16 protein-coding genes are annotated in these 16,880 nt (G+C 64.6%); 9 read left to right on the forward strand and 7 right to left on the reverse strand.

Annotated features, from left to right (window positions below):
- Positions 1 to 33: 33 nt before the first annotated feature.
- Complete coding sequence (locus WM2015_RS09985; protein ID WP_049725908.1) at positions 34 to 1,470, forward strand: sigma-54-dependent transcriptional regulator; 1,437 nt, start codon at positions 34 to 36, stop codon at positions 1,468 to 1,470.
- Between the two features lie 48 nt (positions 1,471 to 1,518).
- On the opposite strand, the gene WM2015_RS09990 is transcribed toward WM2015_RS09985, so the two are convergent.
- Positions 1,519 to 1,872 (reverse strand): hypothetical protein, encoded by a 354-nt coding sequence (locus WM2015_RS09990; protein WP_156201063.1) that lies wholly within the window; start codon positions 1,870 to 1,872, stop codon positions 1,519 to 1,521.
- 184 nt (positions 1,873 to 2,056) lie between these two features.
- Between WM2015_RS09990 and egtB the strand changes: the two genes are divergently transcribed.
- Both egtB and egtD read left to right on the forward strand, forming a co-directional pair.
- On the forward strand, positions 2,057 to 3,376 hold the full coding sequence (gene egtB, locus WM2015_RS09995; protein WP_082169641.1) for an ergothioneine biosynthesis protein EgtB: 1,320 nt from the start codon (positions 2,057 to 2,059) through the stop codon (positions 3,374 to 3,376).
- Positions 3,373 to 4,317 (forward strand): L-histidine N(alpha)-methyltransferase, encoded by a 945-nt coding sequence (gene egtD / locus WM2015_RS10000; protein WP_049725910.1) that lies wholly within the window; start codon positions 3,373 to 3,375, stop codon positions 4,315 to 4,317. The genes egtB and egtD overlap by 4 nt, the downstream gene beginning before the upstream one ends.
- Here the strand turns inward: egtD and WM2015_RS10005 are convergent, their stop codons facing one another.
- Complete coding sequence (locus WM2015_RS10005; protein WP_049725911.1) at positions 4,318 to 4,884, reverse strand: hypothetical protein; 567 nt, start codon at positions 4,882 to 4,884, stop codon at positions 4,318 to 4,320.
- 398 nt (positions 4,885 to 5,282) lie between these two features.
- Between WM2015_RS10005 and WM2015_RS10010 the strand changes: the two genes are divergently transcribed.
- On the forward strand, positions 5,283 to 6,266 hold the full coding sequence (locus tag WM2015_RS10010; protein ID WP_049725912.1) for a malate dehydrogenase: 984 nt from the start codon (positions 5,283 to 5,285) through the stop codon (positions 6,264 to 6,266).
- Positions 6,267 to 6,350: 84 nt separating this feature from the next.
- Here WM2015_RS10010 and WM2015_RS10015 read toward each other — a convergent pair whose 3' ends face one another.
- The 4 genes from WM2015_RS10015 to WM2015_RS10030 all read right to left on the reverse strand — a co-directional run bounded on the left by WM2015_RS10015 (position 6,351) and on the right by WM2015_RS10030 (position 10,230).
- A complete protein-coding gene (locus WM2015_RS10015) occupies positions 6,351 to 7,721 on the reverse strand; it encodes a class II 3-deoxy-7-phosphoheptulonate synthase (RefSeq protein WP_049725913.1) in 1,371 nt (456 codons plus the stop codon).
- Between the two features lie 18 nt (positions 7,722 to 7,739).
- On the reverse strand, positions 7,740 to 8,237 hold the full coding sequence (locus tag WM2015_RS10020) for a disulfide bond formation protein B (RefSeq protein WP_049725914.1): 498 nt from the start codon (positions 8,235 to 8,237) through the stop codon (positions 7,740 to 7,742).
- Between the two features lie 103 nt (positions 8,238 to 8,340).
- Positions 8,341 to 8,793, reverse strand: a complete 453-nt coding sequence (locus WM2015_RS10025) for a VOC family protein (protein ID WP_049725915.1) — start codon at positions 8,791 to 8,793, stop codon at positions 8,341 to 8,343.
- 54 nt (positions 8,794 to 8,847) lie between these two features.
- Positions 8,848 to 10,230 carry an aldehyde dehydrogenase family protein gene (locus tag WM2015_RS10030; RefSeq protein WP_049725916.1) on the reverse strand — a complete coding sequence of 461 codons (1,383 nt, stop codon included), beginning with the start codon at positions 10,228 to 10,230 and terminating at the stop codon, positions 8,848 to 8,850.
- A 91-nt stretch (positions 10,231 to 10,321) separates the two neighbouring features.
- On the opposite strand from WM2015_RS10030, the gene WM2015_RS10035 reads away from it, so the two are divergent.
- Positions 10,322 to 10,837: a DUF1643 domain-containing protein gene (locus WM2015_RS10035; RefSeq protein WP_049725917.1), complete on the forward strand. Its 516-nt coding sequence runs from the start codon at positions 10,322 to 10,324 to the stop codon at positions 10,835 to 10,837.
- 17 nt (positions 10,838 to 10,854) lie between these two features.
- Here WM2015_RS10035 and WM2015_RS10040 read toward each other — a convergent pair whose 3' ends face one another.
- On the reverse strand, positions 10,855 to 12,237 hold the full coding sequence (locus WM2015_RS10040) for a serine hydrolase domain-containing protein (RefSeq protein WP_049725918.1): 1,383 nt from the start codon (positions 12,235 to 12,237) through the stop codon (positions 10,855 to 10,857).
- 118 nt (positions 12,238 to 12,355) lie between these two features.
- Between WM2015_RS10040 and WM2015_RS10045 the strand changes: the two genes are divergently transcribed.
- The 4 genes from WM2015_RS10045 (at position 12,356) to WM2015_RS10060 (ending at position 16,841) form a co-directional block, all read left to right on the forward strand.
- The gene (locus tag WM2015_RS10045; protein ID WP_049725919.1) at positions 12,356 to 13,252 is read left to right on the forward strand and encodes a diacylglycerol/lipid kinase family protein; all 897 of its coding nucleotides are present in this window, start codon (positions 12,356 to 12,358) and stop codon (positions 13,250 to 13,252) included.
- A gap of 300 nt (positions 13,253 to 13,552) precedes the next feature.
- Complete coding sequence (locus tag WM2015_RS10050; protein ID WP_156201069.1) at positions 13,553 to 15,661, forward strand: TonB-dependent receptor domain-containing protein; 2,109 nt, start codon at positions 13,553 to 13,555, stop codon at positions 15,659 to 15,661.
- Positions 15,649 to 15,828, forward strand: coding sequence for a hemin uptake protein HemP (gene hemP, locus WM2015_RS10055; protein ID WP_049725921.1), 180 nt, complete (start codon positions 15,649 to 15,651; stop codon positions 15,826 to 15,828). Before WM2015_RS10050 ends, hemP begins: the two co-directional genes overlap by 13 nt.
- 35 nt (positions 15,829 to 15,863) lie before the next feature.
- Entirely contained in the window at positions 15,864 to 16,841 is a 978-nt protein-coding gene (locus WM2015_RS10060; RefSeq protein WP_082169644.1) for a DUF6607 family protein, read from the forward strand.
- Positions 16,842 to 16,880 lie beyond the last annotated feature (39 nt).

Here is a 16,880-nt window from a genome sequence, read left to right on the forward strand (position 1 = left end):
GCTCGCCCGAAGGATTTGCAGGAAGGAGACTGAATGACCCAGATGCGTGCCCTCGTTGTCGATGATGAGCCCGATCTGCGCGAACTGCTCGACATCACCCTGAGCCGCATGGGCCTCGAAGTGGACACCGCCGAGGATCTGTCCGAAGCACGGCGCCTGCTGGCCAGCGGCGCGGACTATGCGCTCTGCCTCACCGATATGCGCCTGCCCGATGGCAATGGCCTGACCCTGATCAAGGAGATCAACCGCGACCACGAGCAGATCCCCGTCGCCATGATCACCGCCTTCGGCAAGGTCGAGGACGCAGTCACGGCACTGAAGTACGGCGCCTTCGATTTCGTCTCCAAGCCGGTCGATCTGGAGGTGCTTCGCAACCTCATTCGCACAGCCCTCAAGCTCAGGAAGGATGATGCGGAAACGTCGCCGTCGCCCGAGCGAACGGATTCTCAGCGGCGCGCCGAACCGGCCCCCTCACCGGCGGACGTCGAACGCGCGGAGGGATCGAAAGATGACAAGAGCTACCTGCTGCAGCGCCTGATCGGCCAGTCCGAGGCCATCAAGCGGGTCCGCCAGACCATCGTCAAACTGGCGCGCAGTCAGGCTCCGGTCCTGATCAGTGGCGAATCCGGCACCGGCAAGGAACTGGCCGCCCGCCTGATCCACGACCTGGGTCCGCGCGCCGAAGAACCCTTCATCGCCGTCAACTGCGGCGCCATTCCCACCGAACTGATGGAGAGCGAGTTCTTCGGCCACGTCAAGGGCAGCTTCACCGGCGCCGACAGCGACAAGGAGGGCCTTTTTCAGGCCGCTCAAGGCGGAACCCTGTTCCTCGATGAAGTCGCCGACCTGCCGCTACCGATGCAGGTCAAGCTGTTGCGGGTCATCCAGGAGAAGACCGTGCGCCCCATCGGGGGACGCCAGGAAATCAAGATCGACGTCCGCATTCTCTCGGCCAGCCACAAGCCGCTCAAGCCACTGGTCGACGAGGGAGCCTTCCGGAACGACCTCTACTACCGGCTCAATGTCATCGAACTGCAGATGCCCGCGCTCAGCGAGCGACGGGATGACATCATCATTCTGGCCGAACACTTCCTCCAGTCGATCGGCGAGCAATGGGGTGAGCCGGCCCGCACTCTGGGTGAAGGAGCCAGGAAGGCGCTCCGCGGTCATGCCTTCTCCGGCAACGTACGCGAACTGGTGAATATCCTGCAGCGCGCGGTGACCATGTGCGAGGGGGATGAGATCACGCCCGAAGATCTCAGCCTCGACGGCGAGCAGGCGGGCGACGACGCCATGTTCGCTGACCGGCCCGAGGACCGCAGCCTGGATGATTACATCGAGGACGTCGAGAAGCACATCCTCGAGAATGCCCTGCGGGAAGCACGCTTCAACAAGACCGAGGCGGCCCGCCAGCTCGGCATCACCTTTCGCTCACTGCGCTACAAGCTCAAGAAATACGGGATCGATTGACGCGCGAGCCGCGGCAAGCGCCCGTGGCGGTCGCCGGAAACGCCAGCATCAGCCGCCAAGCTGCAGCCGATCCTTGAAGATTCCGTCCACGGCGCAGCGCAGATCTCCAGCCACGGTATCGATCTGAAGCCAGCTCTCCCCGGGGCCGGCAGTCAGACGGATGGGCAAGCTCATGGCGTGCTCGAGCCCGTCGATCATCAAGCCCAGCTGCCCCGCAGAAGCCTGCAACAGGGTGCCTGAGCAGGCTTGCCCCGCAGCAACGCGGACCTCGAACACACGACTCCCCGGGTGATAGATCAATGCGTCGACCTCACCGAGAATTCGCCCATCGAGTGAAACGACGAGCGCTCCGGCAGGCAGGGTCGTACCCAGCGTGGCGAGCAGCATCAGAGTTCGAAACATGGTGGGGCGTCCTTGTCGGTCCATGGAAGCGCAGATGGTTCCAGAGTCCCGGTTAGTCCTTGGCAAACAGAGTGTTATCGTCATGTAAAGCGCAGACTTCAATGGCAATAGGGGCGGATGAACACGAGATCTCGCGTTCGTGATGTTAAGGTCCGGGTTGAATCGACCAACAGAATTCCCACCCATGGCCAGCGCAACTCCTTCGGATCGAGGCGACATTGCGCCTCGCTCCTTCAATCGTCTCGACCCGCGAAAGCTCGACCAAGCGGACCTGGCCGAGGCCTATGATAGGGTTCGTCGCTCCACCGAGGCGCTGATCGAATCGCTCGGGCCGGAGGACCAGAACCTGCAGTCGATGCCCGACGCGAGTCCGGTCAAGTGGCATCGGGCGCACACCAGCTGGTTCTTCGAGACCTTCATTCTCAAGCCCCATCTGCCTGCATACCGTCCCCTTGATCCAGGCTACGAGTACCTGTTCAACTCCTACTACAACGGCGTCGGCAGGCAGTACCCTCGCCCTCGTCGTGGTCTCATCTCGCGCCCCGATCAGGCCGCGGTCACCGACTATCGAAGACACGTCGATGGCGCCATTCAGCAGCTTCTGATCCAGCTCGACCCACCGACGCTTCGGCAACTGGCCCCACTGATCCTGCTCGGCCTCAACCACGAGCAGCAGCACCAGGAGCTGATCGTGACCGATCTAAAGCACGCTTTCTCCTTCAACCCGGCGCATCCGCCCTGCTTCGGCACCCGGCACGAGCCATCCGGGCAGAACGCGGCGTTCGACTGGCTCGGCTTCGAGGGCGGCCTGTTCGAATTCGGTCATGAGGGACCCGCGTTCGCCTTCGACAACGAGATGCCGCGGCATCGGGCCTTCCTGGCGCCCTTCGAGCTGGGCAGTCAGCCAGTTTCCTGCGCCGCCTATCTGGCCTTCATGGACGACGGCGGCTACGAGCGACCCGAACTCTGGCTCTCGGATGGCTGGAGCTGGCGCCAGGTCGAGGGCATCGACGCGCCACTGTACTGGTGGCGAGAAGACGGGGACTGGTGGCACTACAGCTGCACGGGAGCTCGTCCGGTCGACCCGGACAGCCCGATCTGCCACCTCAGTTTCTACGAAGCCTGGGCCTTTGCGGAATGGAGCGGCGCCCGCCTGCCCAGCGAGCTGGAGTGGGAACATGCCGTGCGCGCGCTACCCATCGAGGGGCATTTCGCGGACCGGCGACGATTCCATCCGGAAGCCAGTGCGGCGACGGGCCTGACCCAGGCCTACGGTAGTGTTTGGGAATGGACGTCCTCGGCCTATGCCGCCTATCCGGGCTTCCGCCCCGGCAAGGGGGCCGTCGGCGAGTACAACGGGAAGTTCATGGCCAACCAGATGGTGCTGAGGGGCGGGAGCTGCGCAACGGCGGCCGGTCATCTCCGCGCCAGCTACCGCAACTTCTTCCATCCGCATCAACGCTGGCAGTTCAGCGGGCTCAGGCTAGCCCGGAGCGCCTCGTGACGGCTCGGGAGCGATTTCTCGCCGATGTCCTGGATGGGCTATCGTCCCGTCCAAGAACCCTGCCCTGCAAGTATCTCTACGATGCCCGCGGCTCTGAACTGTTCGAAGCGATCTGCGAGACGGACGACTATTACGTCACGCGCGCCGACCTTGCGCTCCACGAAGCACACCTCGGCCGGATCAGCGAGTTGATCGGACCCGAGGCCCACATCATCGAATTTGGCTCCGGGGCCGGCATCAAGACCCGCAAACTGCTGGCTGGATTGGAACGTCCACGCGCCTACACGCCGATCGAGATTTCTGCCGCGGCCTTGCGCGCCTCGGAACGCGAGCTGAGCGCCGCTTTTCCAGACATCGAGATCCGGGCCGTGCGGGCCGATTACACCCGTCCCATCGCCGCAGAGGACCTGAGCCTCGATCCGCCCGCCAGACGACGGGTGGTCTACTTCCCAGGCTCGACGATCAGTAATTTCGAACACCAGGACGCCACCGGTTTTCTCGAACGCATGGGCCGAATCGCAGGCCCTGAAGGCGGCATCCTCATCGGCGTCGACCTCCTCAAGCCAGTCGATCGGCTGATCCGCGCCTACGATGACTCGGAGGGTGTCACCGCTCGTTTCAATCTCAATCTGCTGATCCGATTGCGCAGCGAACTCAACGCCGAACTCGAACTCGATGCCTTTGCCCACGAGGCCCGCTTCAACGAACCCTTTCGACGGATCGAAATGCACCTGGTCGCTCGACGAGACACCGCGATCCGCCTCGGCGGGAAGGAATTCAGACTGACCGCCGGCGAGAGCATCCACACGGAAAACAGCCACAAGTACTCGGCCCCGGACTTCAAGGCACTGGCGGCGACCGCCGGACTGCGTTCAGCAGAAGTCTGGAAGGATCCGGCCAAGCTGTTCAGCATGCACTGGCTCGTCCCGGCCGAAGGCTGATCAGTCGATCCATCCCCAGGGCGGAGGTGGCGCCTCGATGGGGCGGCTCAGATCGAAATCGATCTGGAACACCCGCGGCGTTCCCAGGCGCCGCAGCCCGTAGGTGAAACGCTCACCGGGCTCGACTCGGATCACCCAGACGTTGGAAAAAGCCTCTTCGATCATCTGACGAGTCTCTTCGTCGGCCGGGAAATACTGGGAATCGGCACGCCCGCGATTGCTGGCCACACCCCCGTACATGCTGACCGCATCCGGTGAGCCATCCTCGTGGCGGTGGACATGACGCAATTCGATCCGATCCTCCGTTCGGGTCAACACCCAGGTCCGGGAGCGATTGTCGCCAACGGAAAACGGGATGCGAATCCAGTCCTCGTGACAGTCCCGGACGTGCATCACCAGACGCTGGCCGACAAAACCCGTCTCGCCTTCCGGATGCTGGACAAGCTCGCCTTCGAAGGCCTGACCGCAGAGCTCGCTCAGATTCGCCCAGAACTGCTCGACCGGGTCCTCGGCGGCGACATTCGTGGCACTGAACAGCGCCAGCAGTGGCAGGGCAATCCGCATCATGGCTCTCTCCTTCGAATCAACGACTTTGCACCATTCTACTAATGCAAACAGAAGTATTGCCACATTCAGGGCTCCGGACGGATTCGCCTGCAAGGCAAAGTGGTGAAGGCATAGTTGCCCTACGTCGAACCGCTTTAACGCCGCAGGCGGATTCGTCCGGAGCCCCCGCAGGGCTTGCCTCTCGGCGCACGTGTACTGCGTTGTCGGCGCTCGATGTAGGCCCGGCTACAGACTTCGCGCCGACGCCTTGCCACGCACGCCGAGAGACAAGCTGAATGAGGCAATACTTCTGGTTGCATTAGTAACCCTTCGGACCGAGGTCGGGACCGCTCATGCCTTGCAGGCGCTCAAACGGTTAAAATATCGGGCTGTTTGAAACCAACCCGGAGAACTTCACCATGAATCGTCCCAAGCGCGTTGCCATCACCGGCGCCGCCGGCCAGATCGGCTACCAGCTCTGCTTCCGCATCGCTTCCGGCGATCTGCTCGGCCCCAACCAGCCGGTCATCCTCCAGCTGATCGAAATCGCCCCGGCCCTGGACGCGCTGAAGGGCGTGGTCATGGAGCTCGAAGACGCCGCCTTCCCGCTGCTCGCTGGCGTCGAAGCCACCGCCGATCTGGAAACCGGCTTCAAGGACGCCGACTATGCCATCCTCGTCGGCGCCAAGCCGCGCGGTCCCGGCATGGAGCGCGCTGACCTGTTGAGCGAAAACGGCAAGATCTTCGGCCCGCAGGGTCGCGCCCTGAACGCCGTCGCCAGCCGTGACGTGAAGGTCCTGGTCGTCGGCAACCCGGCCAATACCAACGCGCTGATCGCCCAGGCCAATGCACCGGACCTGCCGAAAGAGAACTTCACGGCGATGACCCGCCTGGACCACAATCGCGCCCTGGCGCAGCTCGCAGCCCGCACCGGCATCCACCACACCAGCATTCGTCAGATGACCATCTGGGGTAACCACAGCTCGACCCAGTACCCGGATCTGCATCACACCCTGGTGGCCGGCAAGCCGGCGATGGAGGCCGAAGGCGTGGATGCGAGCTGGTACGAGTCCGATTTCATTCCGACCGTGCAGCAGCGCGGCGCGGCGATCATCAAGGCACGTGGGGCCTCCAGCGCCGCCTCGGCGGCGTCTGCCGCCATCGACCACATCCGCGACTGGGCCCTGGGCACCGACGGCGATGACTGGGTCTCGATGGCCGTCCCTTCGGACGGTAGCTACGGCATCGAGCCGGGCGTGATCTATTCCTTCCCCTGCACCTGCGAGAACGGCCAGTGGTCGATCGTCCAGGGTCTGGAGATCAACGAGTTCTCGAGGGCGCGGATGGATGCCACCGACCAGGAACTGCGCGAAGAGCGCGCCGCGGTCGAGAGCCTGCTCTAGGAAACCGGCGCTTGAAAAAAGGCCCGGGACGCTCGACGTGTCCCGGGCCTTTCGTTTGTCGTGGCGACCGAGGTGGTCGCCCGCTTATCCGAGGCTGCGATGCTTGCGGACCACCAGCATCGCCATTTCCAGCGCCTGCTCGTAGTTCAGACGCGGATCGACGGTGGTCTTGTAGCAGGTGGCCAGATCACTCTCGTTGAGCTCGCGCGCACCACCCACACACTCGGTGACGTTTTCGCCGGTCAGCTCCAGGTGCACGCCACCGAGACGTGAACCTTCGGCGGCATGAATCTCGAAGGCCTGCTCCACTTCGGCACGGATGTTCTCGAAGCGGCGCGTCTTGTAGCCGTTGCTGGTCTTTTCCGTGTTGCCGTGCATCGGATCGCAGATCCACAGCACCGGCGAACCGGTGGCCTTGACGGCATTGATCAGGCCGGGCAGATGGTCCGAGACCTTGCCCGCACCCATCCGATGGATGAGCACCAGACGGCCGGCCTCGTGGTCCGGGTTGAGCGTGCGGATCAGGCCCTTCAGCCAGTCCGCGGACATGCCCGGTCCGACCTTGATCCCGATCGGGTTGCGGATGCCACGGAACATCTCCACGTGCGCACCATCCAGCTCCGCCGTGCGCATCCCGATCCAGGGGAAGTGCGTGGACAGGTTGAACCAACCGTACTGACGCGGCACCTGGCGGGTCAGGGCCTGCTCGTAGGGCAGATGCAGGGCCTCGTGCGAGGTGTAGAAGTCCACCCGCTTCAGGCTGCCCGGCTGCTGACCGGTGATGGTCTCCATGAAACGCACGGACTGGCCGATGCTTTCGGAAATGCGGTGGAACTCAGCGGCCAGCGGCGAATGCTCGACCCAGCCCAGGTCCCAGTACTCGGGATGGTGAAGGTCGGCGAAACCGCCGTCGACCAGGCCGCGGACGAAATTCATGGTCATGGCCGAACGGGCATGGCCCTGGATCAGGCGAGCGGGGTCGGGCCGGCGGGCGGCCTCTGTGAATTCCGGGGAGTTGACCAGGTCGCCGCGATAGCTCGGCAGGGTCACGCCATCGATCGTCTCCGTGTCGGAGGAACGGGGCTTGGCGTACTGACCGGCAAAGCGGCCGACGCGCAGGACGGGCATCTCCAGGCCGTGCAACAGGATCAGCGACATCTGCAGCAGGACCTTGAGACGGTTCGCCACGATCGAGGACTCGCATTCGTCGAAGACCTCGGCGCAGTCGCCACCCTGGAGGAAGAAGCGCTTGCCGGCCTGCGCCTCGGCGATCTGCTGCTTGAGATTCAGGATTTCCCAGGACGTCACCAGCGGCGGCATGCTCGCCAGCCTGGCAAGCACGGTTTTCAGTTCTCCTTCGTCCTCGTAGCGGGCCTGCTGTCCTGCGGGCTTCTGCTGCCAGGAATCGGGTCTCCAGCCCTTGGCGGGCGTGATGGTCTTGAGCTGCTCGGTCATTGAAAAATCCAAATCAAATCAATTCTTTTTGATGAATAGTGCAGGAAGCATAAACAATGCCAACCCAACATACCAGATCAGGGTCCACGCCGGCATCGACAGGCCCAGGAAGGTCCAATCGATGGTCGTGCAGTCGCCCGAAGCGGTAAAGGCTTCGGTGAGGATCTCTCCCCAGCTGTAGTCGAACTCGATCATGGTCGGCCAGTCGGCACCACAACCACCGAAGGGATCGGGTGGCTGGCCCTGCAGGCGAACGTGCTGGGTGGCCGTGACCATACCCCAGATCGCGCCACCGAAGAACGGAATGCCATAGATCCAGCGACCCCAGCCCCTGGGATTGTGGATCGCAAGCCCCAGCGCCATGAGCGCCATGATCATGAAGCCGAATCGTTGCAGCATGCACATCGGACAAGGGGCAAGCTCGAGGACGAACTGGGCGTAATAGGCGTAGGCCAACAGGCCGACGCAGGCGATGAAGACGATCAGGTAGGGCCAGCGGGTCTTGAACAGGCTCATGGATTCATTGGTCTCTGGATGGGTCAAGGTCTCAGACGCCAGCGGGCGGCGGGGGTTCACTGCATCGAAGCGAGACGATACGGCGATCGGCGCCAACCGCGCATCAATAGGCGTCGAGATCGTCGGCGAACAAGGCGTCGATGTTACGGAAGGACTTGAACTCCAGTGCATTGCCACTGGGATCGGCCACGAACATCGTGGCCTGCTCGCCCTTGCGGCCTTCGAAGCGCAGGTAGGGTTCGATGATGAAGTCCAGGCCCGCCTGGCGAAAGCGTTCGGCCAGTGCCTCGAAGTCCTCCCAGGCCAGGATCGGGCCGAAATGACTGGCCGGCACGGCGTGGCCATCCACCGCGTTGCATTGCGCACTGGGGTGCTGATCGGCATCGACCTGATGCAGGACCAGCTGGTGACCGAAGAAATCGAGATCGACCCAGCGCTCGGAACGGCGGCCGGTCGGACAGGCCAGCAGCTCGGTGTAGAAGCGCAGCGTGTCGTCGAGGTCGGTGACCGGCAGGGCGAGGTGGAAGCGCGGGTAGTTTTCGCTGGGCAGGTGCATGGCGTCGGGATCGAGGTCGAGGGATCGGGGGTCGGAGATCAGGATGAACCGTGTTCAGCCCAGAAGCTTGAGCAGCTTCATCTTGAAATTGCTGTAGGGCGCGAAGCGCACGGTCACTTCCGGCCAGCGGCCGCGACGCATGACGGACTTCAGGTGACTGAGGCGGTCGAAGCCGGCCTGACCGTGATACTGCCCCATGCCCGACTCGCCCACGCCTCCGAAGGGCAGGTCCGGCACCGACATGAACATCAGCACGTCGTTGATGCAGAGGTTGCCGGTGCTGATCGCCGATTCGAAGCGCCGTTCGCTCTTGCGACTGCGGGTGAACAGATAGGCCGACAGGGGCTTCTCGCGCTCGCGGATGAACTCGATGGCCTGCTCCAGGCTGTCGATCGTCAAGACGGGCAGGATCGGCCCGAAGATTTCTTCCTGCATCACCGGATCGTCGGGCGAGACGTCGATCAGCACCGTGGGCTCGATCCGCTCGGAGGCTGGATCACTGCCCCCGCCGATCGCGATCTGCCCGTGGCCCAGATAGCCCACGAGACGGTCGAAGTGACGACGATTGATGATCTTGCAGTAGTCCGGGCTGGCCAGGCGATCCTCACCGTACATAGCCTCCAGTTCCGCGCGCATCGCCTCGATCAGGGCCGGGCGATCCTCCGGATGCACCAGCACGTAGTCGGGCGCGATGCAGGTCTGGCCGGCATTCAGGCACTTGCCCCAGACCAGGCGTCGGGCGGCCGAACGCAGATCGGCGCCACGGTCGATCACGCAGGGACTCTTGCCCCCGAGCTCCAGGGTCACCGGGGTCAGATGCTCGGCCGCGGCACGCATGATGATGCGACCGACCGCCGCACCACCGGTGTAGAAGATGTGGTCGAAGCGTTGCTTGAGCAGCTCTGTGGTTTCTTCGACGGCCCCCTCGACCACGCGGATCGCGCGGGAATCCAGGTACCTGGGCACCAGCTCGGCAATCAGAGCCGCCGTGTGCTCGGCGATCTCGGAAGGTTTCAGCACCGCCGCGTTGCCCGCCGCGATCGCGGGGATGAGCGGCGCCAGAATCAGCTGCACGGGGTAGTTCCAGGCGCCCATGATCAACACCAGGCCCAGCGGCTCCGGCTGCACCCAGCTGCTGCCGGGCTGGCCGACCATCGGCGTCGACACGCGGCGCGGCCGGCTCCAGCGCGCCAGGCGGTGGCGGGCATGCTTGATCTCGCTGAGCAGGAGCGCCACCTCGCCCAGCAGCACTTCCTGCCGGGGCTTGTCGAGATCGGCCGCCAGCGCCGCGTCGATCGCCGCTTCGTTCTCGCGCAGCATCCGCTCCAGGGCGTCCAGCTGCTGACGACGCCAGGCCAGCGCGCGAGTCAATCCCTGATCGAAGGCCGAGCGGAGCTCGTTCATCATGGCCGGGTACTGTTCGGGACGAATCGACATGACGGATCAGCGAGGAGGACGGGCCCTTATCTTATCCCAAGCGAGTCGTGGACGGCCTCGAGAGGCTCCTGAACAGGTATGCTCAGAGGGCATGAAGCTGTCCCACACCCTGTCACGACCCGGCGGCGCCAATTTCAGCCGTTGTCGACGCTATCGCTACAGCCTGTGGCGGACCTGGGAGGTCCGAGCGCCGAAAGTGATGATGATCGGTCTGAATCCATCCACCGCCGATGCAGAGCGGAACGACCCGACGATCCGGCGATGCATCGGTTTCGCCCGCGACTGGGGCTACGGCGGCCTGATCATGACCAACCTGTTCGCTTTTCGCGCGACCTACCCGGAAGACCTGCGCCGGGCCGATGACCCGATCGGCCCTCGCAATGATGCGTGGATTCGCCGCCTGGCTCGATGCGCAGACGCGCTCGTGGCCGTCTGGGGCAATGATGGCGCCTGGCTGGACCGCTCGCAGCAGCTTCGGAACACTCTGGGCAGCCGTCTGCAGGTCATTCGCCTCAACAAGAGCGGCGAACCCGCACACCCGCTCTATCTGCCGGCTCGACTGCGGCCCGGCTCCTGGCCGGAACCGGACACCATGCGATCGCCTTGAGCCCAGTGGGGTCGACCTCAGGGAATCCTCGGACGCCGTTCGACACGCTCACCGCGCAGGCGCTGCCCGTTGATCTCCAGCCACATGGCGTCGTCCTCGAAGCGAATCTGCAATTCGTCCGTGTAGGTCAGCCGCAGCGCCCCGCCCTCGCCTCGGGCCATCAGCTCGTCGTCCATGAACAGCTTGCCGTCCACGCTGTGCAGTCGGACGAGGCCGTCCGCCACCTGCAGGGTCTGGCGCAGCTGCTCCTCGTCGAAGCGGTACAGGCCAAGGCGAGCCCGGAACTCCTCGACCGAGGCCAGCTGGTCCCGGGACGGCAGCCGCACGTCCTGGCCCTTGAGGCTCAGATAGACGTCACGCAGCAGATCGAGGATCGGCGTATTGCCCCAATTGCTGACCAGGCCGATGAACTCCTCGGTGACCGGTGAATAGAGAATGACGCTCTTCGTGCCATAGCCGGAGCCGGCCGCGAACCAGAGCCGCTCCTCACCGAAATACTTGATGCTCCAACCCAGCGCCTCGTAATCCGACCCCAGCTCGCCGGACGCCGGCGCGAACATCGTGTCCAGGGAGGCCTGCTGCAGGTAGCCGGGCTGACGGAGCGCGCGGACGAAGCGGTGCAGGTCGGCCACCGTCGAGTAGAGGCCGCCTCCCGCACTCTCGCCGAGGGTCTTGCTGCGCTGGGCATGCACTACACCGGCTGCCCCCATGCGATAGGGACGCGCCTGCCGCTCGACCAGCTGCCGGCCCCGGTACATGCCGGTGTCGTTCAAGTCCAGCGGTGAGAGCACCTCGTCCTCGATCAGCTCGGGCAGGTCGAGACCACTGGCGACTTCGAGAACCCGCCCGAGCAGGGCCACGCCGGCGTTCGAGTAGGCATAGCGCTCGCCGGGCTCCGACACCAGGGGCAAGGCCGCCACGGTCGGCATGATCGCTTCGAGCTCCCGTTCATCGCTGGCATCGAGCCCGGCTTCTCTCGGCAGTCCACTGCGATGAGCGAGCAGCTGCCGAACCGTGACCCGCTCCTGCCAGGGCGCGCCCAGATCCGGCAGATAGTGCGACACGGCAAGGTCCAGATCCAGGGCTCCACGCTCGACCAGGCGCATGGCGGCAGCGACGGTGAAGACCTTCGAGATCGAATTGATCGAATTCCGCGTCCCTGGCGTGAACGGCACCGTGAAGCTTCGATCGGCCAGACCCACGGCCGATTCGGACAGCACGGTCTCACCCCGGGCAACGCGCAGGGCGCCGGAGAAGCCATAGACATCGGCGTAGGCCTGCAGCACCTCGGCAAAGCGCGCTGAGGGCTCGTCCAGGCCCACCGTGGTTTCGGGAAAGGCCGGTGACGACAGCAAGGCGCTCGTCAACAGCAACGGAATCGACAGACGCATGGTCAGCATCGAAGGTCTCCAATGGGGTTTGCCGGATCGACGGAGACGATTCTCCCTGGATGGAACCGGCCTGGCCACCGCCATTGGTCATGCTTCCCGCATACTAGGGAACCTCTGAACAAGTCTCATGCAGGACCCGATCAACGCCGAGTCGACCATGCGCCAGCGCACCCTCCTCCTGACCAATCCCGGCAGCCGATCCGGTGACGAAGACATCGCCCGGGCCGTCAAGTCTTTCGAACGCGACGGCGAAGTCCGTCAGCTTCGGCCCGACGATCCAGCTTCGCTGCCCGAAGCGATCGAGGTGCACGGCGCCTGGGCCAGCCGCATCGTGCTCGGCGGCGGGGACGGGACGGTCAACCTCGCCCTGGATGCGCTACTCGACTGCGACCGCCCGCTGGGCCTGCTGCCGCTCGGCACGGCCAACGATCTTGCCCGCTCGCTGGACATCCCCGAGGATCTGGACAAGGCGGTGGCGCTGATTCGGGACGGTGGAACTCGACGAATCGATGTGGCACGGGCCAACGGCGTCAGCTTCGTCAATGCCATCGGGATGGGGCTGGGACCGCAGATGACGCGAATGATGGACACCGACAGCAAGTCCCGCCTCGGCGTGCTGGCCTATCTGCTCGGCATCCTGCGGGCACTCAAGGCGCCGCCAAGCTTTCATGCCAGACTCTCATCCGAGCAGCAGGACACCGATGGCGACTTTCTTCAGATCACCGTGGCCAACGGCATCCATTACGGTGGAGGCATGACCATCGCCGACGATGCGAAGCTCGACGATGGTCTTCTCGATGTGCTGCTGATCCGCCGTCAATCCCGCCTGGCCATGCTCGGCAATGCCCTGCGTCTGCGGACCGGCCAGGTTCGAGCCTCCGACACCATGACACACTGGCGCTGCAAACAGCTGAACATCCGCACCGATGAATCGCTGGACGTGACCGCCGACGGCGAATTCCTCACGGACACGCCCGTGGACTGCGAAGCCCTGCCCGGGGCACTGGAAATCTTCGCCAGGTAAATCGAGCTCAGTCCATCGGGCGGCGCGCCGACCAGCGAACGCCGCCGAGCACCCCGAGCCCTTGAATCCCCTCCTCCCCTGGCCCGAGGACCGTGATCGTGCACACCCAGGGGCTGACCCTGCCGTCCTGAGGCACGCGCCAGTGAAGTCACCCACACCGCGGCAGATGGTATTGATAACTATTCTCGTTCGCATTAGAATAAGTCCATTGCCCAGCCACGCAGGCTCCGCGCTGCCCAGCCAGGCCGATTCAGATCACAACGCGCCCCTTGGCGCGATCGAACCGGACTGGAGATCCAAGTGCGAAAAAAGACCCGAATCCACTCAAGCCTCGCCCCGGCAGTCCTGCTGGCCTTGACCACCGCGCCCTTGGCGGCCTCCACCGAGAGCGAGACCGACATGTCCTCCCCCACGGCCAGCGGCCTGTTTCGCCTGGACACGCTGGTGGTTTCAGCAACGCGCACGGAACGGGCAGCCTTCACCACCCCCGCCTCGATCAGCCGCGTCGAGCCCGAGCAGATTCGCGCCCAGCAGTCGGCGAGCTATCAGGAAATCTTCGAAGCCATTCCCGGCGTCGGCGTGATCGGCGGCCCTCGCCGGATCGCCGAGGAACCGACGATCCGTGGCTTTGCCGATGAACAGGTCGCGATCCGGATCGATGGGGCACGCCAGAATTACAACAAGGCTCATGGCGGGCGCTTCCTGCTCGACCCGACCCTGATCGAGTCCATCGAGGTGCTGCGCGGCGCCGGATCCGCCCTGTACGGCAGTGGCGCCCTCGGTGGCGCCTTCGTGATCGAAACGGCCACCGGCCGCTCGCGAATGGCTGGCCTCGAAGGGACGGGGCTCCGCCTGGGCGGCGGCCATGATCGCAACGGCGATCAGCGGGACGCGCGGCTGATGGCCTACGGCCTGCAGGGCCGCTTTGACTGGTTGGCTGCCCTGACCCGCCGCGAGGCCCATGAGGACCTGGTCGACGGCGATGGTGACGCCCTGCTGGCGACTCGGGATCGGATCGACAGCGGTCTGTTCAAGATCGGCTTCGAGCCTGACGCACTTCGTCGGATCGAACTGAGCCACGAGCGATTCGACAACGAAGGCCTCAATCCCACCAATGCCAATGCCCAGGCCACCGCCAGCAATCTGGTCGACCGGCACACGGAGCGGCGGCAGACTCGCCTGAGCTACGAGCACGAGGACCCGACCCTGCGCTGGCTGGACCTGCGTGCGACGGCCTATCGCAACGAGGTCGAAGCCATCGAGTCACGCCTCGACGATGGCCGCGTCGACTTCACCGATTTCACCACCGAAGGTCTGGATCTGGTCAACACGACCCATCTCGGCGAACGGGCCGGAGAGCCCCTGCGGCTGACCCTGGGCGCCGAAGCCTATCGGGATCGCCAGTCGGGTCGCAGAGACGGACTCGATCGCCCGCAGTTCCCCGATGCCGATGTGGAGTACCAGGCTGCTTTCGCCCAGTTCGAACTCGGGCTCGGGGCTGGCGTCTCCCTCATCCCCGGTCTTCGCCATGATCGCTTCCGCTACCACAGCGAACAGGGCCTGTCCTCACGCGACGAATCCCGCACCACACCACGACTGGCCCTGGGCTGGCGGCCGGACGAGTCGATCTACCTCTGGGCCGAGGCCGCCGAGGCATTCCGAGCGCCCAGCCTGACCGAGCTGTATGCCGACGGCGTGCACTTCATCGCTCCCCTCGCCCCTGGACAGGTCGTGATCAACGAGTTCAGGCCGACTCCGGACCTGAAGCCCGAGCATTCTCGCCAGCTCCAGCTCGGCGCACGCTGGGCCAGAGAGAATCTCTGGAATCGCGACATCGAACTGCTGCTCGAGGTCACCGCGCACCGCAGCCGCGTCGATGATTATGTCGATCAAGTGGTGGTCTTCATCAGCGGCGAGCCGAGCTTCGATCCGATCACCCAGACCCTGATCTTTCCAGGCTTCACCACCAACCGGAACGTCGACGCGCGCATCCAGGGGGGCGAACTGTCGGCAGAGCTTCGGCACGATCGCGGCTATCTGCGCCTGAACCTGACCCAGCTGGACGGAGAGCGACGCAACGGCGAGGCCCTGGCCAGCCTGCAGCCCGACCGGGCCGTTCTCTCGATGGGCCTGAATCTGTTCGATCGACAACTTCGACTCGGCGGCGAGCTGCTCCTCTCCAGGGCCAGAACCGACGTCCCGGAAGGCGCCCTCGCAACACCGGGCTACGGCAAGACGGATCTGCATCTGGCCTGGCTGCCGGCAGCGGGCGCGCTCGAAGGCTTCGAATTCCGCCTGGCCCTCGACAACGTCTTCGACAAGGCCTACCGCATCCACCCCAACGGCATCGACCAGCCCGGCCGCTCGGTCCGCCTGTCCATCGCAAGGGAGTTTCAATGGCTGAACTAGACCGCGACCCACGCTCGATCGAAGCCCGCGACAAGCACGAGCAAGCGCTCCGCGAAATCGACAGTCGGCTCCTGCTCGGTTCGCACGGCCGCGTCCTGATCCTTCACGACGGCCGCCGCTACGAGCTGCGGGAGACCCGCTTCGGAAAACTGATTCTGACCCGCTGAATGCACGAACCATGAACACGACAAGGACATCCCGAATGAAGAACCTGCTGCTGATTCTGCCTGCCTCCGCCCTGCTGGCGGCCTGCGCCAGCACCCCGCCGACCCCACTGAACGACTCGATGCTGCACTCGCTACCACCGGCAGCCGACCGCGAAGCCATCCTGGCCATGGCCGGTGAGTACACAGTCACTTTTGCCTTCGACGAGACCGTCGCGCTCCAGCCTGACTACCAGCGCAAACCTCCGAAACGCAGCGGTGCGGCCGAAGCGGTGATCGTGGTCGAGAACGAGCCGGATCGCATCGTGCTGCAGCATCTGCTCCTGGTCGGCAGCGACGAGGGCGCTCGGGTGGTCAAGCACTGGCGCCAGGACTGGGTCTGGGAGGCCGAACAACGGCTGGAGTTCCTCGACGACCAGACCTGGCGCATGGTGATGCTCGACCCCGAGCAGACGCGCGGTGCGTGGACCCAGTGCGTGTACGAAGTCTCCGACGCGCCGCGCTACTGCGGGACCGGACGCTGGAACCATCGCTATGGCAATCCGACCTGGACCTCGGACCGCAGCTGGCGCCCCCTGCCCCGCCGCGAGTACACCACGCGTGACGACTACACGGCCCTGAACGTGGAAAACCGCCACACGATCACGCCCGAAGGCTGGACGCACGAACAGGACAACTCCAAGGTGCTGCGCGTCGATGGGCAATCGCAGGGCGTTCTGGTCCGGGAGTTCGGCTTCAACAACTACCTGGTCACCGAAGAGGTGGACTTTACGCCGGTCTACGAGTACTGGAACGAAACGCGAGAGTACTGGGCGAAGGTTCGCGCGGCCTGGCAGTCGCGCTTCGACGCCGGTGGGGTCGTTCTCGACACCGAGGTCGACGGCATGCCGATCATCGAGGGCCTGTTCGAGCTCGCCGACCAGGCCCGTTCGGATCGGATGCCGAGCCAGGCGGACATCGACGCCGTCTTCGAGGCCTGGGTGCGCCCCCTCGCCAGGCCTCTGGCGAATCGCTGAGCCTCGCCCCGGATCTGGCCCGGGACCGGACGACAGGCG

Origin of the sequence: Wenzhouxiangella marina (assembly GCF_001187785.1) — a bacterium.
GTDB lineage: Bacteria > Pseudomonadota > Gammaproteobacteria > Xanthomonadales > Wenzhouxiangellaceae > Wenzhouxiangella > Wenzhouxiangella marina.